The organism is Polaromonas sp. A23 (assembly GCF_002001015.1).
Classification (GTDB): domain Bacteria; phylum Pseudomonadota; class Gammaproteobacteria; order Burkholderiales; family Burkholderiaceae_C; genus Polaromonas.
Window position 1 is genome coordinate 1 of sequence record NZ_MUNO01000014.1, and the last position, 19,191, is coordinate 19,191.

Here is a 19,191-nt window from a genome sequence, read left to right on the forward strand (position 1 = left end):
GGTTAGGGGTGGGAGTGGGGAGTTGCGTCTACTGTCAAGAACAGACCCAGGCGCAGCGTGATGCAGGCGAACAGGCGCCGCAAACGAGCCCTACTTCTTGTCCGCCGCCTCCGGCAACTCAATCTTCACCTCCAGCACGTCCAGGTTGTCCTGACGCTCGAGGTTGACCTTGATGTCGTTCGGATCGATCTTGATGTATTTGGAGATCACGGCAATCAAATCGCGCTGCAGTGCAGGCAGGTAGTCGGGCTCGTGGCTGTTGCGGCCTGAGCGTTCGTGCGCAAGGATGATCTGCAGCCGCTCTTTGGCGACGCTGGCGGTTTTTTTCTTTTCGCCGAGCAGGAAGGAGAGAAAGGAAGCCATGCGGGTTACTTGCCTCCAAACACACGTTTGAAGAAGCCCTGCTTGGGCGGTTCGGTAAAACGCAGCGGCTTGTCTTCGCCCATGAAGCGGGCGATCACGTCTTTGTAAGCTTCGGAGACATCGCTGCCTTCCATGTGCACGGCGGGCACGCCCTGGTTGGAGGCTTGCAGCACCGACTCGGACTCGGGGATTACGCCGATCAGCTTGATGCGCAGGATGTCCTTGATGTCTTCGAGCGAAAGCATCTGGCCCTGGTCGACGCGGCTGGGGTTGTAGCGGGTGATGAGCAGGTGTTCCTTGATCGGGTCGCCGCCTTCCATGCCGCGTTTGGTTTTGCTCGACAACATGCCGAGGATGCGGTCAGAGTCGCGCACGGAAGACACTTCGGGATTGGTGACGACCAGTGCCTCGTCGGCAAAATGCATGGCCATCAGCGCGCCGGTTTCAATGCCGGCGGGTGAGTCGCAGACGATGTATTCGAAGTCCATGTCGCCCAGGTCGTTCAGCACCTTCTCAACGCCTTCTTTGCTCAGCGCTTCCTTGTCGCGCGTTTGCGAGGCGGCCAGCACATAGAGGTTGTCGCATTGCTTGTCTTTGATGAGGGCCTGGTGCAGATTGGCTTCGCCCTGGATGACGTTGATGAGGTCGTACACCACGCGGCGCTCGCAACCCATGATGAGGTCGAGGTTGCGCAGGCCGACGTCAAAGTCGATGACGGCGGTTTTGTGCCCGCGCAATGCCAGGCCGGTTGCAAAGCTGGCGCTGGTGGTGGTTTTACCCACGCCGCCCTTGCCCGAGGTGACCACAATGATTTTTGCCATGCGTAAAAGTCCTTAAGAAAAACGGGGGAGTGTGATGCCTGGAGCATCACACCTTGATCAGATCCATGACGAGCTTGTCGCCTTCCGGGCCGGGCACCAGGCGGACTTGCGTTGGCTTGCCCCACACGCCTTCGGGCAGCGGGTTTTCGCTGGTGCGGTAAATGCCGGCGATCGACAGCAGCTCGGGCTCGAGGCTGAGGGCAAAGATGCGTGCGTCGGTGTTGCCGCGTGCACCGGCCATGGCCTTGCCGCGCAGCGGTGCGTAGACATGGATGTGGCCGTCGGCAATAACTTCGGCACCGGCGTTGACCATGCTGAGCACGACGAGGTCGCGTCCGCGCGCATAAACCTGCTGGCCTGAGCGAAGGGGCTTGTCGATGACCAGCGCACCGGGAGCGGGTGCAGGAGGGGCTTCGGTTGCAGGCGCTGGCGCCTTGCTGCGGGTGGACGTGGGTGGTGGCGCAGCGGGGGTGCTCACGCGGGCGTCGGGCGCGGGCACCAGGCCGGCTTCGGCGGCAGCGGCCATCTGTGCGGGCCGGCCACCGCGCACGGCCAGCGGTACAACGCGGTAGGGGCGCAGCAGTGCCATCAGTGCTGCAAAGTCCACAGTGTCTGCGTCGGCGGGCAGCTGGGAGAGGTCAATCACCAGCGGGTCATTGTCGAAAAAATCAGGAATGTCGCCAAAGCGCAGCGCCAGCTCGCGGGAGAGCGTGCCGAGGTCGGGGGACTTGAGGAGCAGCGCCACCAGGGGCAGGTTGGCGCTTTTGATTTCGAAGGTGGCGGGGGTGCTGGCCGGGAGGGCAACGGTCATGAGGTAAGGCGTCGCGTCGTCGCAGATGGGAGCGGAAGAATCAGCCGGGAAATCACCCGGAAAATCAGTCGCACGAGGCAGGTTGAAAGGGACGCATCTTAACAGTGGCGCATGACACGGCTTGCAGCAGTTGTGAGCGAATGAAACCTGTTGCAACGCCCCACGGTGGTGCCGGCGGGTAGGCAATTGTGGGACGATGCGGTTTCTGTGTTCTGGGGGTGGCCATGACGATGCAAGTACACGTGTTGCGGCTCAAGCCGGCTGATGATTTGCGCGGCGCGCTGGAAGCAGTGTTTCGGGAGTTACATGCCGGCGGCGTGCGTGCGGCCTGTGTGGTGTCGGCGGTGGGCAGCCTGTCTGCCGCGGTGTTGCGTTATGCCGACCAGCCGCGCGGCGAGGCTGTGGCCGGGCCGCTGGAGCTGTTGACGCTGTCGGGCACGCTCAGTGCCGACGGCCCGCACCTGCATGCCAGTGTGGCCAATGCACAGGGTGAAGTGCGTGGTGGGCATGTGATGCGTGGCTGCACCGTGCGCACCACGGCCGAGATTGTGCTGGCGCTGCTGCCGGGCTGGGAGTTTGGCCGCGCGCCGGATGAGGCCACGGGTTTTCAGGAGCTGGTGATACGAAATCCAGCCAAGTCATGAGCAAATAGGGTCTTTAGCCCTTGTTTTACGGGCGCGAGCAGCTGGAAAATTGATAGCGGCATCAGGCGCGTGGTACGTTGCCGGCGGCTGTGTCAATGTTGCGGGCTGTGCCCAGCAGTGTGGCGCACAGGGTTTCCTGGCCTTCCGCGCTGACGGCGTACACATCTGCTGCGCACACGGTGAGCAGCTTGCCGGCGCTGACCACCCGGCCGCGTGCGCGCAGCAGTGCGCCCTGCGCGGGCGCCACCAGCTTCAAGGTGGCGTCCACGGTGGCGTTGATCCAACCCGGGGGCAGCAAGGAGCCGGCAGCAGCCACCGCGGCAAAGTCGGCCACCGCAAACACGGCGGTAGCTTGCAACTGGCCGGGGCGGAAGGTGAAGCTGTCCTGCACCGGAATTTCAACTTCCACTTCACCGGCGGTGATGCGCTTGAAGGCCAGGCCCAGCGTACGGGCCATCGGCATGGCCAGCACCATGCGTTCGAGTTGGCGGATGTGGGAGGGGATGGCGGTGTTGGTGTTCATGGCCTGGCTTTCCTGGGTGGGGTGACGAAGGCGGGGCGTGCGGGTTTGGACCCGGGCGCGGGTGATGCTGTTGCGGCTCGCGCTTTCACGCTGGGCCATGGGGCTTTGCCGTTCTGTGCAGCCGCCAGGCGCTGCGCTTTTTTGGCCTCGTAGGTGCGCTGCTGCTCGTGCATCCACGCGATGTGCGAGACCACGGCGCGGCGCTGGGTTTTGAGCTTGTCGATCTGCCCATCGATCTCGGCCACGCGGGTCTGCATGGCTTCAACCATTTGTTCAAACGTCAGGCGGCCTGCACGATAGGCGGGGAGTTGTGCAGCGATGTCCTTGAGCGAAAAACCAATGCTGCGCGACATGGCGATGAAGACCACCTCGCGGCGCATGGCGTCGGTGTATTCGCGGTAGCCGCTGGCCCGCCTTTCGGGTTGCAGCAGGCCGAGTTTTTCGTAGTGGCGCAGGGCATGCGCGGAGACGCCGGTGCGTTGGGACAGTTCAGAGATCTGCATGCCTCCACCTTAGCAAGCTTCGCCCTGCGCTAAGGTTGGGACAGGTGCTGCTGCTGTCACCTGCGCGGCAGCCGCCCTGGCGGCGTACAGGTCCTACAGGCATGCGGGCTGGCTGCCGATAAGCGCTGGCCGGGCTTGCGCTCACAGTCAAAGTGCGTACCGGCGACCGTGCCGGCACGAACACTGTGTTGAAGGAGCCGCGATGAACAAGAATATTTTTGTGATGTCTGCGTTGGTGCTGGTTTTGGCGGGAGCGAGTGGCGGCGCGATGGCGCAGCCCTCCACCATGCCCGATGGGGCGACGCAGGTACCGCCAGAAATGGGTGTGGCACCGCCGCGGCCTGCTGCCAGCGCGCCGGCCGACATGAAGCCCCGAAAACGGCTTCAGCTCAAACCCCGCATGAAGTCCGATGAGCTGAAGCCCGCACTGCACCCTGAGCTCAAGCCTGAAATGAGCCCGGGCCTGCAGCCGAACAGCCAGAAACCCTTGCGCAAGAACAACTCACCAGGCTCCGGCGGGTGATACGCTGGACGCGTGTTCGCTGGAAGGAGCTTTCATGAAGGCCATTCATTTACGTTCTCACTCACGTTGGTTGTTGCCGGTGCTGGTGCCCTTGTTGCTGACGGGCGGCATGGCCCCGGCGCAAGACACCACGCCCTTGCCCGGCCGGGTCAACCGCAACCCGGTATACCGCGAAGGCTTGCCGCCTGCCCCGCCGGTGCCGCCTGATACGCGCGACTCGACCACGCGGCCGGTGCAGCCGCCCGAGCAGGTGCCGGCCGATGGCCGCAGTGTGGTGGAGGGGGCGCCGGCACCGCAGCCACCGGCTTCTGCGCCGGCCCGGCCAGCTTCAGGCACGCGAGGCCGTTGAACGGCTTTTCAGCGTTGGGCGTGGTTTTATAGAGCCAAACTGGCCCCTGGCCCAGGTACTACCTGCGCCATCAGCTATCAAAGAAATAGCATAAAGGCAGTGCCAGTGCCGGCATGGGAGCACCTGTGCCCAGGGCGTTGTGCTCCGGGGAAACCTCGGCGAGCGGGGGGTACTCGTTCGCTTCTGAGGCTTCGCGCGCCACGCGGGTGTCGTGCATGTCGCTGAAGGGCAGCTGCACCTGCATGCTCACCGACCGCGCAGGAATGGCCAGTTCGGCCCGGGCTGGGGGCGTGCGCCGGGCGGGCTGGGCCGCCACACGGCCACCGCGCTGGTGCACGGCCGAGACCAGCGGAGGATGGGCCCGCTCTGCGCCCGGCAACTTGCGCCGGTATTTACGGAGCATGGTTTTTTGCAGCATCGGCACGGCCAGGCGTGCGGGTTTGAAGATGTGCTGGTAATACGCGAGCCAGGATTGCTCGCCGGCGTCGGGTGCGGGGGCGTCTTCCTTGCTGGCTCCGGGGCCGAACTGCAGCTGGGCGCCGTCCCACTGCACGCTGGCCTCGGGCGTGAGTACTGCCCAGCGCATTTGCGCAAATCGCCGGGCAAAAACCGGCGCCACGGTTTCAACAATATGGTGCTCGGGCTCGAACCAGCCAACATGCAGGGGGCCGCCTTCAGGGTCGTTGCGGAAGGTGTCGTCCTGCACGATGCGAAAGCGCGTGAAGGCTTTCATCTTGTGCATGTCGCGGCGCACCGCATGCGCCAGTTGTTGTGCCTCGGCCATGTCGGCGTCAAGCGGGTCATGGCGCAGCGCGGGCTCATGCACCAGGCGCCACAACAGGCGGTAAAGCAGGTCAAAGCGACGCGGGTCGCTGTGCAGGATGGCGCTTTCACACACCGTGACGAACTCGGGCGGAACCTGGATGGCCGGTGCGTCGGCGGTGCCTGCTGCAGCGCTTTCGGGAGACAAAGCTGCGGGGAGTCCTTGGCCAGCGGTGTCGGCTTCTTGTGTGTGCCAGCTGACCTGCGCGGGCAGGATGTGCTGGGCCAGCAGGCCACGGGCGGCATGGCGAAAGCCTTCCAGATCGGCCGGGCCGCGCAGCATGACGGGCAGCACGGCCTGCGGAAAGAGGTCAGTCGTCAGCGGGTCACTCATCACGCCCATGCAGTGCTCCTTGTGTTGCTTGCTTCAACTCTTGCTGGCTTTGCCATGCTTTCATGGTGCGCGTGGTGTGTGTCAGTCTGGTGTAGGCCGGCAAGCCGACAGCCCCGCAGGCACAGGCGCGGCTGGAGCGCCGAAAACCGGAAGCCCCGGGTGTTTTTGGCGCCGGTAGCCACAAAGACGGGTGTTTGTTGCGAATTCACTGTATCAATATACAGTGTTTTGGTGGTTTTGACCAGTTTTGACGCTTTTGCCGCGCTCCTGCGGGAGGCTTTCGGCGCCCAAAACCCTCTAACTTCGTGCCAAAACGGCTTAACGCTCGGGATCAGGAGCGGTAGGCGGGTTTTGGTGCCGAATGGGCTTGCCGGGCTTCGCGGCCCAGTTTTTTGGCCCGTATTTCCATCGCGAGGAACACGCCGCCCGCGACAAGCAGCGGCCCCAGGTAATAGATAAAGCGGTAAGCCAGCAGCGCGGCCAGAAGGTCATGGGCCGGCATTCTGTGTGAAAGCAGGGCCACGAACACGGCTTCCAGCACACCGAGCCCGGCGGGCACATGGGTGATGACACCGGCCACCGCGCCGACCAGCAGGACACTGACCACGGTGGGGTAGGCGATTTTTTGCTGGAGCAGCAAGAACACCACGCCGCCCATGATCAGCCAGTTGGCCGCGCCCATGGCGATTTGCAGGAGCGCCAGCCGCAGCGAGGGCAGCGCCAGCTCATGCCCGCGGAGCAGGTAGCTGCGCTTGCGCGAGAAGGCGCACAGCAGAAGGTAAGCCATGGCCACCCCGAGCAAAACAAAACCGAGGATCTGCAGGCCGCCGCTGCCCAGCTTCCAGTTGGGCGGCAGGGGTGGCGTGAAAAAGCCGAACAGCAGCCCCGCAAGCAGCAGGTAGCCCATCCAGTTGGTCAGCATGCTTAAGGTCATGACGCGGGTGATCACGCCGACCTCCAGCCCCAGCCGTGAATACAGCCGGTAACGCAGCGCGATGCCGCCCACCAGCGAGCCAAGGTTGAGGTTGAGCACATAGCTGGTGAAGGTGACCAGCATGACGGTGGACGTGCGCAGGGTGTGGCCGGTGTAGTGGCGCCCCAGCAGGTCAAAACAGCTGTAAAGCGAAAGGCTCAGCGCGGCAAGCGCCGCGGCGCCCAGCAGCGAAGCCGGCGGGTAGCCGCGCAGCGCGGCAAATACCGCATGCCACTCGATGGCGCGGGCCTGCTCCACCAGCAGCCAGGCCACCAGCGCAAAGAACACCACGGTCGCTCCGCGCTTCAACCAGGGCCACCAGGCCTTGCCGGTGATGCCTGCCTTCTTCGGGCTGGCGCGGCGGGCCGCCGGGGTGTTCATGAGGTCCTGCCCTCGTTCACGTAGTCGGCCCCTGCGTTGGCGTCGAGCAGGTTTTCGGCCAGCGTCAGGCGGGGTGCATGGGCCGGCAGCCAGCCAAACCAGGCCGGGTAGTGGCGCAGCAGGTGGAAGACAAAAAAGCTGCGCAGCCTGACCCACAGGCCGGTTTCGGCCACGTCGGCGGCCAGGACCTGCCGGCAGCTGTTTTGCATGAGCTGCTCGAGGTGCTCGCCCAGGTGCTGGTTGAAGGCGCGGTCCTTGATGATGACGTTGGCTTCGAGGTTGAGCGCCAGGCTCAGCGGGTCGAGGTTGCTGGAGCCGACGGTGGACCATTCGTCGTCGGTCAGGGCCACCTTGCCGTGCAGCGGGCGGTCGCGGTACTCGTAGATTTTCACGCCGGCCGCCAACAGGTGGTGGTACAGCAAGCCTGCCGCGATCTTGACAATCGGCATGTCGGGCTGGCCCTGCAGGATCAACCGCACGTCCACGCCGCGCCGCGCCGCCTTGCGCAGCTGCCGGAGCAAGCGGTAGCCTGGAAAGAAGTAGGCGTTGGCCATGATGACGCGGCGCCGCGCGCCGCGGATGGCGATGCGGTAGTGGCGCTCGATGTCGCCCTTGTGCTCGCGGTTGTCGCGCGTCACAAAAATGGCTTGGGCGTCGCCTGAGGCCGGCAGCGTGGCGCGGTCCGGCGCGGCCGGCGGGTTGGCCCGGCGGCGCAGAAAATTCTGCAGGCGGCGGCCAGCCGGTTTCTGGCCGAGCTGTAATTGGGCCAGGACAAACTGGCGAATGCCGGCAACCAGCGGGCCTTCGATTTCCACCGCATAGTCCTGTTTGGCGTTGGCGCCGAAGTCTGCGAGGTGGTCGGCCGAATAGTTGATGCCGCCGACAAAAGCCCGCATGCCATCGACCACCACAATCTTGCGGTGCATGCGGCGAAACAGGTTGGTGCGGTAGCCCCACAGCCGGGGGCTGGGGTCAAACACATGAACCCGCACGCCGGCTTGCGTGAGTGCCAGGATGAAAGCGGGCGAGAGGTCGGGGGAGCCGTAGCCGTCGATGGTGACGTCGATCTGCACGCCGCGCCGCGCGGCAGTGAGCAGCGCCTCGTGCAGCGCCTTGCCGACCTTGTCTTCGAACAGGATGAAGGTCTCCAGCAGCACTTCATGCTCGGCCGCTGCGATGCACTCGAACACGCGCGGAAAAAACGCTTCGCCGTTTTCCAGCAGCGAAATCTTGTTGCCCGGTACCCAGCGGCCGTTCATGGTGTGCCCTCTTTGAACGGCGCCTCCCTCGGATAGCAGGAAGCAACACGAAGTGAGCGACCGTGGGGGCTCGTCTCCTTCAAGCAGGGGCCGCGGGTCCGGCTTTGCCGGCCCGCAGGCGCAGCGGCCCCCCCGGGGGGCAGCGAAGTACACGCAGTGACGAGCGTGGGGGCCATATCTCTAGAGTTCGATTTCGGCGGCCAGCGGTGCATGGTCCGACAGGTGCGACCAGGGCCTGGGTGGAAGCACCACCGGCGCATGGCCGATGGCATTGCGCACATAGATGCGGTCCAGCTGCAACACCGGAAACCGGGCTGGAAAAGTGCGTGCGGCTTTGCCGTTGGCCTGTACAAACACCTCGTGCATGCTGGCGCCCTTTTCAAGCACGTCATGGGCGCGGCGGCGCCAGTCGTTGAAGTCGCCCGCAGCGATCACGGGGGCGCTGGCCGGAATGTCCTTGTGGATCATGTCGCACAGCATGTTGAGTTGCTTCAGGCGGTGCGCCTCTGCCAGGCCCAGGTGCACGCAGATTGCATGGACATGGGTGTCACGGCCGGGGATTTCCAGCACGCAGTGAAGCAGGCCGCGGCGCTCTGGCCCGCTGATGGAAACGTCGCGGTTTTCGAAATGAACGATGGGGAACTTCGACAGCACGGCGTTGCCATGGTGTCCGTTGGTATAGACGGCGTTGCGCCCATAAGCAAACTGCGGCCAGATGGTGTCCGCCAGGAATTCGTAGTGCGGCGTGGCCGGGTAGTTGGCGACACGGGTTTCGTGCCGGGCGTGTGTACCGGTGACTTCTTGCAGAAACACCACGTCGGCGCCCACCGTGCGTACCGCTTCGCGCAGCTCATGCAAGATGAACTTGCGGTTGAAGAAGGTAAACCCCTTGTGGATGTTGACCGTCAGGACCTTGATGGAGAAACTTATCGAGGCGGTGGCGATGGCTTCACGGGTTTCGGCCAGCACGTCGGCATCCGGGCGCGGTATGACTGGAGCGGCCACGGGTTCGCTGACCTTGATAAGGGATTCGGAAGGGGGCATGGGACAGGCAGGAGTGAATGGCAAAGGGATATTGTCACGCTGCGCGACTTAAAACAACTGTAGGACAGCAAGCTCATTTTTGAGTGCAGCCTGCGCCCTTGGGCGGGGCTTTGTCAACACTTTATCAACCGTCTGTAAAAGCCGATGTCCTACGCGCAGCGAGGGGGCTTTCCCGCATGGCCGTGTGGAAGTGGCAGTTAAATTGAATTTAACCAGTGCCCGATACGGCACCGGCCGTTTGCAGGTGCCCCTTCGCGGGTTTCCCCGCGAATGTCAGCAACCCGCTCAAGAGGTCATGATTCGTTCTGTCCTGCCTGAGTTTTTCAAGGAGTCAGAAATGAAAAGATTTTCAATCCAATCCATTTCCACAGCCGCCGCCTTGAGCGCCGTGCTCGCAGGAACCGCCTTTGCGCAGGTGTCCGTTAACACGGGTGTGGGCGTGGGTGTACGCACCGGCGTCAACACCAATATTGACGCCGATATTCGCGCCAGGGCTGCAGGTGGTGCCACCAACTCGAGTTATTCCGAGGGCGCCGCAGTGAACGCCAGCAGCAACACGCATGTGGGTGTCCAGCCGAGTGACCCTGGCGTGAGAGGCGCTGTGGCGCGTACGGGCAACCGTGTCGAGAACGCTGTAGAGCGTGGTGCCAACGCAACCAGCCGTGCGGGCCACCGTGCGATGAATTCAGTCGACGGCGTAGCCCGCCGCGCTGACCGTCGTATCCAGGGCGCGCTTCCGAACGGTACCACGCGTGCTGGCGGATCGGTGAATGTGCAGGGCTCCGGCAATGCTGGCGTGATCAACGCGCCTTCGCAGTAACAGTCTTCCCGGCGGGGCCGTCAGGCGGGTTCTATCGAACCTGGCCTTCCTTCGCGTTCGAAATCGGAGGCCAGTCAGAAGGCTCTTCGGGGTTTCTCCATCTTTTCATCTTTTAAGGAATTCAAATGAACAAGCCAAACATATCTCTCGTCCTCGCCGCCTTGCTGGCGACCTCCGGCTTTGCCATGGCACAAACCTCGCCTGCCAGTGCGCCTCCCTTCAAGGCCGACGGCAGCGGCGTGGTAACCACGCCTGCTACCGGTGACGCAAAAACCCGTGCCGACGTGAAGGCCGGCATCAATGCACCCAACGCTGCGGCCGGTTCTCCGACACAGGATGCCCGCGCACGCAGCGAAGCCTCTGTGCCCGCCACAGGTGGTGCGACCCAGAATTCCCGCGCTGATGTGAAGGCGGAAGCTGGTACCAGCATGAAGCCCGTCAGCAGCACTGCCGCTGAACGCAAGGCCGCCCGTGCAGAACGCAAGGCCGCACGTAAAGCGGAAGCGCCTATCCCGACCGCCAAGGAAGCCGGCGGCGCTGCTTCCAAAACCAACGCTCCCTGAACTCCCTGAGAGCAATCCGCTGAAGGCCTGATTTCTGAGGTCTTTAGAGGTGGCGCCCGCTTCGCAAGAGGTGGGTGCTTTTTTCTGCTCGCTTACTTGGGTCGTGGTCGGGCGAAGCCCTTGTCTGGTTGTGAGAGCGCTCCTGAGCGTAGCTCGGCGACGGCGACGGCCACTGCCTGGGCGACGTTGTGCACTTCTTGCTGAAACGCGAGATCTGCGTCGAGTGCTTCGTGGCTGGTGGCATAGGGTTTGTAGTACCCGATATAGCGGTCCAGGCGTGCCTGGCTGCCGGCGTCGATCAAGCCCATCCAGTCCAGCCAGTCGGACAGGCCGCGCCGCGAGCCCTCGATGCCTGCGACGTCGCCATGCACGACCAGCCCGTAAACGCGGCCGGCCAGATGCTGGGGATAGTCCCAGCCTTTGAGTTCCAGCGCCTTGGCCTCCTGGGGTTTTTTGCCGTGGGTGGTCGTGGGGTCAGGGTTGCCGCCGTCGGCGCAGACCAGCCTGTCGATCATGAGTTTGAGCGGACTGGGTGACTGGTACCAGTACACCGGCGTGACGATGATGACGGCGTGGGCGGCCGTCCAGCGTTCGTAGATCTCGTTCATCCAGTCGCTGGTCTGCCCCTGCGCATGGTTGGGGTAGCAGCTGCAGGGCCAGTGGCACAGGGGCATGGCGGTGGACACGCAGCCCTTGCAGGGATGGATGTTGAGGTGATAGCTGGAGGTCAGCAGGCTGAGGTCGAGGACATCGGTGGCAAGCTGTGCTTGTTGCAGTGTTTCTTCCGCCCATTGCACCATGCGCCAGGTTTTGGAGATTTCGCCGGGGCAGGTGCCGTCGTTGCGCGCCGAGCCGCAGATCAGCAGCACGCGTGATGGCGTGGCGGGATTGGCCCATGCTGCTTGTGCTTTATCGATCTGTTCTTTCGCGGCCAGCCATTCGACGGACAGCTCGTAGTCCGGGTCAGCGTAGCCGGGGCCGGCCTTGCGTGTGAGCGGCGCCTTGCGGCCTTCCTGGTAGGCCTCCCAGGCAATCTGCTCGACGCGGGAGAGGGCTTCCTGCTCGGCTTTGAAAGCCGGGTCCATGAAGGACTGCATGAAACGTTCATGAAAAACATCGCGCGACAAAACGGCCGGCGCCTGGCCTTTGCGAACTTCTGTCATGCCGCCAGTTTAGGCAGGCTGCTACGCAGCAAGGCGTGTTCTCGTTCTTGTCCTACGCGGGTTGAGGGAGCCGTCTGTCTGTGTTGAAAACAGCAAAAACAGCGTCGCAACCGGGAAGGTTGCGACGCTGGTTGTAGTTGGCTCGGGAGCCCTGGTGGTGTTGCCACCGGGCTCGCGGCCTGGGCAGAGGCTTAGCCTTTCGGGGCTGGGCCGGGGTGGCCATGACGACCTCCGTGGCCCATGCCGCCGCGGCCCATCATGGGCTGGCTGTCAAAGGTTTTCTTCTGGTCGGCATTGAGCGCGGCGTAGAACGTTTTGGTTGCTTCGCCGCGTTTGTCCATGGCTGCATTCATTTCGGTCATGTGCTGGGCACGCATTTCGCGCATTTTGTCGATGCGCTGGGGTGTGGTCAGCTTGTCGAACTCGGCCTTCATAGCGGCACGGTCGGGGCGTGCGGCGGGATGGGCCGGCGGCTGCATTGATGCGGTGTAGGCGGACCAGGCGCCTTCCTGTGCCGGTGTCAGGGCCAGCTTGGCTTTCAGGTCGGCTTGGTGCTTGGCGATACGTGCCTGCATTTTGGCCGGGTCGTGGCGATCGGCATGCTTGCCATGGTGGCCACCGGCTTTGGCGGGGGCGGCAGGTGTGGCGGCGACGGGCGGAGCGACGGTTTGTGCCGTGGCGGCCAGTCCGGCTGTGGCCATGATGCCTGCCAGGATCAGTGTATTAACGGATTTCAGGGGTTTGAACATGGAAGTCATGAGAGCGTCCTTTCAGTGGAAGACATGCCTGGTGCCGGGAATGGCGTCAGGTTGAAAGGAAGTTTGCGCGGCCCGTGTAATCGGGCCGTGACGCCTGCGTGAGGATTTCGTAAAGTTTTTTGTCGTTTTTTGCCCCGAGCTGTACGAGGAAAGCAATGAAGAAAACAGGGGTTGGCCCTTGCTCGACCTGCGCAAGCAGCTATCAATTAAATAGCGACGCCAGGCTTGGGATGAAGTTGCCCCAGCGCGGTGAGCTCTGTAGAGAGCTGTTCCCAAGGTACGTCAAAGCCGGCTGTGGCGCGCTGGCTTGGCAGCGCGTGGCTGCGCAGCGCCCAATGCGCGCCAGCCGTTACGCTGTCGACGAGGGGCACGCTCACACCCGACTGGATCGCTGCGGCCATGCCCGCAAGGCCAGCGCCACCCAGGATGACGGCTTGTGCGCCAAGCTGGCGGACGGCGTCGCGGCAGGCCTGGGCAAGAAGGACGCGAGCAGCGGCAGGGTCCGCCGCGAGCTCTGCCCCGGTGGGCACAACGGTATGGATGCCCGCAAGCGCCGGCGCATGGCCCAGGCACTGCGCCAGTCGTGCCAGCATCGGCCCCCAGCGCTCGCCGCCGGTGACGATGGCGAAGCGCCCATGGCGTGCAGCTTCAATGAATGCGGCTTCGGCCAGTCCGGTGACCGGTACGGGGCTGCTTTCACGCAGCGCCAGCAGGCCGGGGTCGCCGAAGCAGCCGATCAACACCGCGTCGGGCACGGGCTCTTGCACGGCCAGGGCTGCGGCCCAGGCGTCCAGCGTGGCATGGGAGGCCACCGCGTAGCTGGCTTCGTCGGCGATGTAGGGCGCGCCGAAACGCGCGGTGACAGTGCGCACGTGCACGTGCAACCCGGCCGCCGCCTGCACATGGGTTTGCAGCAGCGCGCTGACCGACGCCGAGGTGTTGGGATTAATGACCAGCAGCTGGCGCACGGCGACTGTTCAGGAAAATAGCGCGGCCAGGTCGGGTGCGGCGTCAGTCGGTGGCGTGAATTGCAGCTGCGACTCCAGCCGGGTCAAATGCTCGTGCATGCGGCGCGCGGCTTCCGGTGCGTCGCGCAGGGTGATGGCGTCGAGCAGGGCGCGGTGTTCGCGGCAGCCGCAGGCGGTGGCTTCTTCGCGCTCGCGCGCATGGGCCGGGCTGTAGGTCATCAGGATCAGCGAGGTGCGGGAGGTCAGCTCACGCAGGATGCGGCCCAGGGTTTGATGACCGGCGCGCTCGGCAATGTGCAGGTGGAAGTCGCCCGACAGGCGGATCGCGCGGCGCATGTCGCCGGCCAGGCGCGCTGCGTCCTCGTCGGCAATGCATTGTTTGAGGCACAGGATGTCGGCTTTGCTGGCGCGGGCGATGAACAGCTCGACCAGGCGCGGCTCTATCAGGCGGCGCGCCTCAAACACCTCGCGCGCTTCCTGTTCGCTCGGCTGCGCAATCGTTGCACCGCGGTTCGGTGTGAGCGTGACCACCTGCTCGTTGGCCAGGCGCACAAGTACCGGCCGGATGCGGGTGCGCGACACACCGAAAGCACTGGCGAGTTTGTCTTCGACCAGCTTGGTGCCGGGCGGCAGCCGGTGGTCGAGGATGGCCGAAATCACGCGTTCGTACATCTCGCTGTCGCTCAGGGCCGGCGTGACGGTATCGCTCATTGCGCGGCTTTTTTCTGGCGCCTGCCCAGCCACAGGGCCAGGCCGACGGCGATGCCCATGACGGCGAAGGAGACGATGGTGGTGACGGTGCCCAGTGCGTAGATGGAGGGCGTGGTGACGGTGGAGGTCAGGCCCTGCAGCTCCAGCGGCAGGGTATTGACGTCGCCGATGGCCTGCGAGGTGCGGGCGATCTCGTCCCAGCTCAGGGTGAAGCCGAACATGCCGATGCCCACGACCGAGGGGCCGATTAGCGGCAGCACCACATGGCGGAAGGACTGCCAGGGCGTGGCGCCGAGGTCGCGCGCGGCTTCCTCATAGGCAGGGTTGAAACGGTTGAACACAGCGAACATGATAAGCAGGCCGAAAGGAAGCGTCCATGTGAGGTGGGCGCCGAGTGCCGAAGTCATCAGGCCCAGCGCCGTGCCGTAGTTCTCCAGCATGCTGTCCGGCAGCAGGGCCTTGATGCCGCTGTCGAGCAGGCGGAACTGCAGGCCAATGCCCAGCGAGACGATGATGGACGGCATGATCAGGCTGGCGACGGTGATGAAAAACAGCGCATTGCCGCCCGAGATTTTTTTGCGGAAGGCCAGGCCCGCCAGCACCGAGAGCACGACGGTCAGCAGCATCACCACGCCGCCCAGCATCAGTGAGCGCAGGAAGGCCGCGCCTATGTCCACCGTGCCCAGGCCCTCGGCCAGCTTGTAGAACCAGTGCAGCGAAACGCCACGAATGGGGAAAGTCAGGCCGCCTTCAGGGCCCTGGAAGCTCAGCACGAAGATGGTCAGCATGGGTCCGTACATGAACAGCACGAACAGGCCGAAAACAATCGCCAGCGGCCAGAAGCCGGGGGAACGTTGTTCACCGATGCGTTGGCTCACAGCTCTTTCCTTATGTCTACCAGCCGCGTCAGGCCCCAGATGATCATCAGCACAATCGCCAGCAGGATCACCGCGTTGGCCGCGGCCAGCGGGAACTGCAGGTAGGAGGTCTGAACCTGGATGATCTTGCCGATGGAGGCAATCTGCTGACCACCCATCACGCCGATGGTGACGAAGTCGCCCATGACGATGGTGATGACAAAGATGGAGCCGATCAAAATGCCGGTGCGCGATAGCGGAACAATCACGTTCCACAGCGTCTGCCAGCCGGATGCGCCGCTGTCGCTGGCAGCTTCCAGCAAGCTGCGGTCAATGCGCATCATGGAGTTGAAGATGGGCACGATCATGAACATGGTGTACAGGTGCACAAAGGCCAGCACCACCGAAAAATCAGAGAACAGCAGCCACTCGACCGGCTGCTCCACAATACCGGCTCCCACCAGCCCCTGGTTGACCAGACCGTTGCGACCCAGCAGCGGCACCCAGGAGATCATGCGGATGACGTTGGAGGTCCAGAAGGGCACGGTGCACAGCACAAACAGCGCCGTCTGCATGCCCGGTGAGCGCACATGAAAGGCCAGGAAGTAGGCGACGGCAAAACCAATCAGCAGCGTGATGCCCCAGACCAGCAGGCAGAACTTCAGCGTGGACAGATAGGTGGACAGCGAGACACACAGGTCGCCGTTGTCGGTGAGTTTGCCGCAGCCTTCGAAGATGGCGAAGTAATTGCGCAAGGTGAAGCCGGGGATCAGCTCGTACTCGTTGAAGTTCCAGAAACTGACCATCAGCACCAGCGCCAGCGGCACAAGGAAGAACAGCGCAAACACCGCCGTGAATGGCGCAGCCTGCCACCAGGCCTTGACCGTGTGGGCGGGCTGGCTGGCGGCGTGTGTCGGTGTTGTGTGTGTGCTCATGGGTTTTAAATTCGGCGCGCGGCGTGACGGGATTGCGTAGCGAGGGCGCCGCGGCTGGTGCGAGAAGCGCAACCGTACATCGGTACGGTGAGCATCACAGCGCCGGCCTCGGCGGCCGCAGTAGCAAGATCGTTACGCTGCTACGAATTCATTCCACTTGCGGACCATGTACTCGTTCTCGTCCATGATCGCGTTCCAGCAGGCGATGCCGCCCATGCGCGCTTCGTAGCTGCCGCCGTCGCGCACGCTGCCGGTCTTGGCCAGCACGTCGCCGTTCGGGCTCTTGATGTCCTGGCTCGCGGGTTTGCCTTCCATCCAGTAGGCCCACTCGTAGGCTTCCATCTTGGCCTTGGCGGTTTCCAGCACGGCGCTGTAATAACCCTGGCGGTTCAAATAGGCGCCGGCCCAGCCGTCGAGGAACCAGTTGATGAACTCGTAGGCCCCGTCGAGCTTCTTGCCCGACAGTGTGGCCGGCAGGCCGAAGCCGGCGGCCCAGGCGCGATAGCCTTCTTTCAGCGGCTGGAAGTTGCAGGCAATGCCCTTGGTGCGCACGGCCGTCACGGCGGGGGACCACATCGACTGGATCACGACTTCACCGGAGGCCATCAGGTTGACGGACTCGTTGAAGTCTTTCCACAGCGCGCGGAACTGGCCGGCCTTCTTGGCTTCGATCAGGGTCTTGATCGTCAGGTCGATCTCGGCCTTGGTCATGTTGCCCTTGTCGGGATATTTGTAGATGCCCTTGGCTTCGACCACCATGGCGGCGTCCATGATGCCGATGGACGGGATGTTCAGGATGGCGGCCTTGCCCTTGAATTCCGGGTTCAGCAGCTCGGCCCAGGAGGAGATGGGGCGTTTGATCAGGTCGGGGCGTATGCCCAGCGTGTCGGCGTTGTAGACGGTGGGGATCAGCGACATGAACTGTGTCGGCGACTTGGCAAACACCTTGGACTTTTCGCCTTCGAGGTAAATCACCTTCTTGGGCGCCGTGCCCTGGTCGCCGACGGCCTTGCCGGCCACGGTGCCTGTGGTGAACAGCGAGGTGATCTTGTCGGCGTTCTTGATCTTCTTCGTGTCGATGCCCTTGAGGTTGCCGGTCGGCACGATTTTCTTGAGCGAGAAGTACTCGGTGTCGATCAAATCAAAACTGTTGGGCGCGGTGACCGCGCGTTTGGTGACGTCGTCGGTGGTGACGGCCACGTACTGGATGGTGATGCCGGTGTCGGCCTTGAACTTTTCGGCAATCGCCTTGTCCTGGTTCACTGCAGTGCCCAGGTAACGCAGGGTGATTTTTTCCTGCGCGTGCACGGCGGGCGCCAGGCCGGTGGCCAGGATGCCGGCCATGCCTGTGAGTACGGTGCGGCGTTGCAGGCCGGTTTTGGATTCAACGGTGTCGTCGGACATGGGAAGGCTCCTTGGTGGGTGAAAGAAAAGGGAGAGAGGGGAAGGTCATGCGGCCAGCGCATGTGCGTGGCGGTCGGTCCAAGAGAGGTGTACCGATTCGCCCAGAACGAAGGGCTGGGCGGTGTATGCGGCTTCAGGCAGCATCACCGAGATGCCTTTGGCGCCGGCGCTGTCCTGGGCTTGCAGGCCCAGCAGCACATAGGTGCCCTGGTATTCCACGTCGGTGATGGTGCCGGGGATGCCCGGCGCGCCACTGCGCGGCTTGCCAATACCGCCGTCCCCCGCAGAGGCGATTTGCATGTGGTCGTTGCGGACTGCGATCTTGCCGGCGGCGGTGGCTATGACGTTGTGGCCGCCCATGAAACGTGCAATGAATTCGGTGGCCGGTGCGTTGTAGACCTCGTGCGGTGAGCCGACCTGCTCGATCAGGCCCTGGTTCATCACCACCATGGTGTCGGCCAGCGCCATGGCTTCCTCCTGTGAATGGGTCACGTGGATGAAGGTCAGGCCCAGCTCCTTTTGCCAGCGGCGCAGCTCGGCGCGCATCTGGATGCGCAGAAACGGGTCCAGCGCGGACAGCGGCTCGTCAAGCAGTAGCACGCGCGGCTGGGTGATCAGTGCGCGCGCCAACGCCACGCGCTGCTGCTGACCGCCGGACAGCTCGCCAGGCTTGCGTTGCGCCAGGTGACCCATGGCGACGCGCTCCAGCAGGTCCTGCGCCTGCTTGTGGCGGGTCGGCTTGTCGACGCCTTTCATCTTGAGGCTGAAGGCCACGTTGTCGAGCGCCGACAGGTGCGGGAACAGTGCAAAACTCTGGAACATCATGGCCGTGCCGCGCGCGGCGGCCGGCAGCGTTGTGATGTTGCGGTTCTCCAGCAGGATGTCGCCGCTGGTCACGGTTTCGTGGCCAGCGATCATGCGCAGCGTGGTGCTTTTGCCGCAGCCGGAGGGGCCGAGCAGGCAGCAGTAACTGCCGCTGGCAATGCGCAGGTTGATGTTGTCCACCGCAGGCGCGCCCTGCGCATAACGCTTGGTCAGTGCGACCAGTTCAACGGCAGCAGGGGCGAGGGGCGCGACAAGGTCCATGCCTTGTCACATGCAGAAGGTGTGCCAGCTTTGTACACAATTCGGCGCACTTATTGTGTACAAAATGCACTGATGCGGTGCAAAAAGCGGGGCGTTCGCTAGCCTGTGCCCAACCGTGAGTCAGAACGGGCTTCGGAGCCCGCGCCCGGGTCACTTCATCTTGCAGGTATTGAACCCAAGCAGGGCATAAGGCGGACACCAGCCCACCAGGCCGGTTGCCAGCGGAACCACGCCCAGCCAGCCCCACCAGCCGACGGTGCCGGTGGCAGCCAGGCCGATCAGCACCAGTCCGGCGGTGATGCGAAGAATGCGGTCGATGCCGCCAACATTGCTTTTCATGAAAGGCTCCGGTAGTGAAGAGACTTTCTCATTGGGCCTCCGGACGCGGGCCATGTCCTTGATCTTTGTCAGCCGGCACGCGCGGTGCAGTTCATGCGGCTGGGTCCCCTGCGGGGCTCGGTCCAGCCGGGGTCGAGCTTGAACTCGCTTCGCTCAAGCAATCGCTCGCCCTGGCCCGTCTGGACCTGCGCTCCGCAGCGCATGCGGAAGGACGGGGGATAAACGCGGGGGTGGGAG

The 19,191-nt window shown here is 63.7% G+C and carries 23 protein-coding genes; 5 read left to right on the plus strand and 18 right to left on the minus strand.

Annotated elements, in window-relative coordinates:
- Positions 1-90: 90 nt before the first annotated feature.
- Genes minE through minC form a run of 3 tightly spaced genes read right to left on the minus strand, consistent with a single transcriptional unit; the run spans position 91 to position 1,995 of the window.
- The gene (gene minE, locus B0B52_RS06950; protein WP_077592906.1) at positions 91-363 is read right to left on the minus strand and encodes a cell division topological specificity factor MinE; all 273 of its coding nucleotides are present in this window, start codon (positions 361-363) and stop codon (positions 91-93) included.
- A 5-nt stretch (positions 364-368) separates the two neighbouring features.
- Positions 369-1,184 (minus strand): septum site-determining protein MinD, encoded by an 816-nt coding sequence (gene minD / locus B0B52_RS06955; RefSeq protein WP_077592907.1) that lies wholly within the window; start codon positions 1,182-1,184, stop codon positions 369-371.
- Positions 1,185-1,230: 46 nt separating this feature from the next.
- Positions 1,231-1,995 (minus strand): septum site-determining protein MinC, encoded by a 765-nt coding sequence (minC, locus tag B0B52_RS06960; RefSeq protein ID WP_077592908.1) that lies wholly within the window; start codon positions 1,993-1,995, stop codon positions 1,231-1,233.
- A 230-nt stretch (positions 1,996-2,225) separates the two neighbouring features.
- Here minC and B0B52_RS06965 point away from each other — a divergent pair, with 230 nt between their 5' ends.
- Complete coding sequence (locus tag B0B52_RS06965; protein ID WP_077592928.1) at positions 2,226-2,639, plus strand: PPC domain-containing DNA-binding protein; 414 nt, start codon at positions 2,226-2,228, stop codon at positions 2,637-2,639.
- Between the two features lie 61 nt (positions 2,640-2,700).
- Here B0B52_RS06965 and B0B52_RS06970 read toward each other — a convergent pair whose 3' ends face one another.
- Together B0B52_RS06970 and B0B52_RS06975 are read right to left on the minus strand one after the other, a co-directional pair.
- Positions 2,701-3,162, minus strand: coding sequence for a PaaI family thioesterase (locus B0B52_RS06970; RefSeq protein ID WP_077592909.1), 462 nt, complete (start codon positions 3,160-3,162; stop codon positions 2,701-2,703).
- Complete coding sequence (locus B0B52_RS06975) at positions 3,159-3,665, minus strand: MerR family transcriptional regulator (RefSeq protein ID WP_077592910.1); 507 nt, start codon at positions 3,663-3,665, stop codon at positions 3,159-3,161. Before B0B52_RS06975 ends, B0B52_RS06970 begins: the two co-directional genes overlap by 4 nt.
- Positions 3,666-3,867: 202 nt before the next feature.
- Between B0B52_RS06975 and B0B52_RS06980 the strand changes: the two genes are divergently transcribed.
- Together B0B52_RS06980 and B0B52_RS06985 are read left to right on the plus strand one after the other, a co-directional pair.
- Positions 3,868-4,188, plus strand: a complete 321-nt coding sequence (locus B0B52_RS06980) for a hypothetical protein (RefSeq protein WP_077592911.1) — start codon at positions 3,868-3,870, stop codon at positions 4,186-4,188.
- 34 nt (positions 4,189-4,222) lie between these two features.
- Entirely contained in the window at positions 4,223-4,537 is a 315-nt protein-coding gene (locus tag B0B52_RS06985) for a hypothetical protein (protein ID WP_139351848.1), read from the plus strand.
- 70 nt (positions 4,538-4,607) lie between these two features.
- Here the strand turns inward: B0B52_RS06985 and B0B52_RS06990 are convergent, their stop codons facing one another.
- From B0B52_RS06990 to B0B52_RS07010, 4 genes are all read right to left on the minus strand, one after another.
- Positions 4,608-5,702 (minus strand): TIGR03915 family putative DNA repair protein, encoded by a 1,095-nt coding sequence (locus B0B52_RS06990; RefSeq protein ID WP_254425660.1) that lies wholly within the window; start codon positions 5,700-5,702, stop codon positions 4,608-4,610.
- Positions 5,703-6,024: 322 nt separating this feature from the next.
- Positions 6,025-7,047, minus strand: a complete 1,023-nt coding sequence (locus tag B0B52_RS06995) for a lysylphosphatidylglycerol synthase domain-containing protein (RefSeq protein WP_077592913.1) — start codon at positions 7,045-7,047, stop codon at positions 6,025-6,027.
- Entirely contained in the window at positions 7,044-8,306 is a 1,263-nt protein-coding gene (gene clsB / locus B0B52_RS07000; protein ID WP_077592914.1) for a cardiolipin synthase ClsB, read from the minus strand. The genes B0B52_RS06995 and clsB overlap by 4 nt, the downstream gene beginning before the upstream one ends.
- A gap of 180 nt (positions 8,307-8,486) precedes the next feature.
- On the minus strand, positions 8,487-9,350 hold the full coding sequence (locus tag B0B52_RS07010) for an endonuclease/exonuclease/phosphatase family protein (protein WP_077592916.1): 864 nt from the start codon (positions 9,348-9,350) through the stop codon (positions 8,487-8,489).
- Positions 9,351-9,687: 337 nt separating this feature from the next.
- Between B0B52_RS07010 and B0B52_RS07015 the strand changes: the two genes are divergently transcribed.
- Positions 9,688-10,170: a hypothetical protein gene (locus B0B52_RS07015; RefSeq protein WP_139351849.1), complete on the plus strand. Its 483-nt coding sequence runs from the start codon at positions 9,688-9,690 to the stop codon at positions 10,168-10,170.
- 125 nt (positions 10,171-10,295) lie between these two features.
- Complete coding sequence (locus tag B0B52_RS07020; protein WP_077592918.1) at positions 10,296-10,733, plus strand: hypothetical protein; 438 nt, start codon at positions 10,296-10,298, stop codon at positions 10,731-10,733.
- A gap of 92 nt (positions 10,734-10,825) precedes the next feature.
- Here the strand turns inward: B0B52_RS07020 and B0B52_RS07025 are convergent, their stop codons facing one another.
- The 9 genes from B0B52_RS07025 to B0B52_RS07065 all read right to left on the minus strand — a co-directional run bounded on the left by B0B52_RS07025 (position 10,826) and on the right by B0B52_RS07065 (position 18,954).
- Complete coding sequence (locus B0B52_RS07025) at positions 10,826-11,896, minus strand: flavodoxin family protein (RefSeq protein ID WP_077592919.1); 1,071 nt, start codon at positions 11,894-11,896, stop codon at positions 10,826-10,828.
- A 191-nt stretch (positions 11,897-12,087) separates the two neighbouring features.
- Positions 12,088-12,654: a Spy/CpxP family protein refolding chaperone gene (locus tag B0B52_RS07030; protein ID WP_077592920.1), complete on the minus strand. Its 567-nt coding sequence runs from the start codon at positions 12,652-12,654 to the stop codon at positions 12,088-12,090.
- Between the two features lie 206 nt (positions 12,655-12,860).
- On the minus strand, positions 12,861-13,622 hold the full coding sequence (locus B0B52_RS07035; protein WP_077592921.1) for an aspartate/glutamate racemase family protein: 762 nt from the start codon (positions 13,620-13,622) through the stop codon (positions 12,861-12,863).
- A 9-nt stretch (positions 13,623-13,631) separates the two neighbouring features.
- Complete coding sequence (locus tag B0B52_RS07040; protein ID WP_077592922.1) at positions 13,632-14,333, minus strand: GntR family transcriptional regulator; 702 nt, start codon at positions 14,331-14,333, stop codon at positions 13,632-13,634.
- On the minus strand, positions 14,330-15,211 hold the full coding sequence (locus B0B52_RS07045; protein ID WP_077592923.1) for an ABC transporter permease: 882 nt from the start codon (positions 15,209-15,211) through the stop codon (positions 14,330-14,332). Before B0B52_RS07045 ends, B0B52_RS07040 begins: the two co-directional genes overlap by 4 nt.
- Positions 15,208-16,125: an ABC transporter permease gene (locus tag B0B52_RS07050; RefSeq protein WP_077592924.1), complete on the minus strand. Its 918-nt coding sequence runs from the start codon at positions 16,123-16,125 to the stop codon at positions 15,208-15,210. Before B0B52_RS07050 ends, B0B52_RS07045 begins: the two co-directional genes overlap by 4 nt.
- A gap of 132 nt (positions 16,126-16,257) precedes the next feature.
- Positions 16,258-17,529, minus strand: coding sequence for a PotD/PotF family extracellular solute-binding protein (locus tag B0B52_RS07055; RefSeq protein ID WP_077592925.1), 1,272 nt, complete (start codon positions 17,527-17,529; stop codon positions 16,258-16,260).
- A gap of 45 nt (positions 17,530-17,574) precedes the next feature.
- Positions 17,575-18,615, minus strand: coding sequence for an ABC transporter ATP-binding protein (locus tag B0B52_RS07060; RefSeq protein WP_077592926.1), 1,041 nt, complete (start codon positions 18,613-18,615; stop codon positions 17,575-17,577).
- A gap of 150 nt (positions 18,616-18,765) precedes the next feature.
- Positions 18,766-18,954 carry a DUF2892 domain-containing protein gene (locus tag B0B52_RS07065; RefSeq protein ID WP_077592927.1) on the minus strand — a complete coding sequence of 63 codons (189 nt, stop codon included), beginning with the start codon at positions 18,952-18,954 and terminating at the stop codon, positions 18,766-18,768.
- Between the last annotated feature and the right edge of the window lie 237 nt (positions 18,955-19,191).

Bases quoted from the DNA above. Each gene is read 5' to 3' on its own strand.
- B0B52_RS06995 (WP_077592913.1), bottom strand. From the start codon at position 7,047: ATGAACACCCCGGCGGCCCGCCGCGCCAGCCCGAAGAAGGCAGGCATC.
- B0B52_RS06990 (WP_254425660.1), bottom strand. From the start codon at position 5,702: ATGGGCGTGATGAGTGACCCGCTGACGACTGACCTCTTTCCGCAGGCC.
- minE (WP_077592906.1), bottom strand. From the start codon at position 363: ATGGCTTCCTTTCTCTCCTTCCTGCTCGGCGAAAAGAAAAAAACCGCC.
- B0B52_RS06975 (WP_077592910.1), bottom strand. From the start codon at position 3,665: ATGCAGATCTCTGAACTGTCCCAACGCACCGGCGTCTCCGCGCATGCC.
- B0B52_RS07065 (WP_077592927.1), bottom strand. From the start codon at position 18,954: ATGAAAAGCAATGTTGGCGGCATCGACCGCATTCTTCGCATCACCGCC.
- B0B52_RS06980 (WP_077592911.1), top strand. From the start codon at position 3,868: ATGAACAAGAATATTTTTGTGATGTCTGCGTTGGTGCTGGTTTTGGCG.
- B0B52_RS07020 (WP_077592918.1), top strand. From the start codon at position 10,296: ATGAACAAGCCAAACATATCTCTCGTCCTCGCCGCCTTGCTGGCGACC.
- minD (WP_077592907.1), bottom strand. From the start codon at position 1,184: ATGGCAAAAATCATTGTGGTCACCTCGGGCAAGGGCGGCGTGGGTAAA.
- B0B52_RS07055 (WP_077592925.1), bottom strand. From the start codon at position 17,529: ATGTCCGACGACACCGTTGAATCCAAAACCGGCCTGCAACGCCGCACC.
- B0B52_RS07015 (WP_139351849.1), top strand. From the start codon at position 9,688: ATGAAAAGATTTTCAATCCAATCCATTTCCACAGCCGCCGCCTTGAGC.
- B0B52_RS07040 (WP_077592922.1), bottom strand. From the start codon at position 14,333: ATGAGCGATACCGTCACGCCGGCCCTGAGCGACAGCGAGATGTACGAA.
- B0B52_RS07010 (WP_077592916.1), bottom strand. From the start codon at position 9,350: ATGCCCCCTTCCGAATCCCTTATCAAGGTCAGCGAACCCGTGGCCGCT.
- minC (WP_077592908.1), bottom strand. From the start codon at position 1,995: ATGACCGTTGCCCTCCCGGCCAGCACCCCCGCCACCTTCGAAATCAAA.
- B0B52_RS07030 (WP_077592920.1), bottom strand. From the start codon at position 12,654: ATGACTTCCATGTTCAAACCCCTGAAATCCGTTAATACACTGATCCTG.
- B0B52_RS06965 (WP_077592928.1), top strand. From the start codon at position 2,226: ATGCAAGTACACGTGTTGCGGCTCAAGCCGGCTGATGATTTGCGCGGC.
- B0B52_RS07060 (WP_077592926.1), bottom strand. From the start codon at position 18,615: ATGGACCTTGTCGCGCCCCTCGCCCCTGCTGCCGTTGAACTGGTCGCA.
- B0B52_RS07025 (WP_077592919.1), bottom strand. From the start codon at position 11,896: ATGACAGAAGTTCGCAAAGGCCAGGCGCCGGCCGTTTTGTCGCGCGAT.
- B0B52_RS07050 (WP_077592924.1), bottom strand. From the start codon at position 16,125: ATGAGCACACACACAACACCGACACACGCCGCCAGCCAGCCCGCCCAC.
- B0B52_RS06970 (WP_077592909.1), bottom strand. From the start codon at position 3,162: ATGAACACCAACACCGCCATCCCCTCCCACATCCGCCAACTCGAACGC.
- clsB (WP_077592914.1), bottom strand. From the start codon at position 8,306: ATGAACGGCCGCTGGGTACCGGGCAACAAGATTTCGCTGCTGGAAAAC.
- B0B52_RS06985 (WP_139351848.1), top strand. From the start codon at position 4,223: ATGAAGGCCATTCATTTACGTTCTCACTCACGTTGGTTGTTGCCGGTG.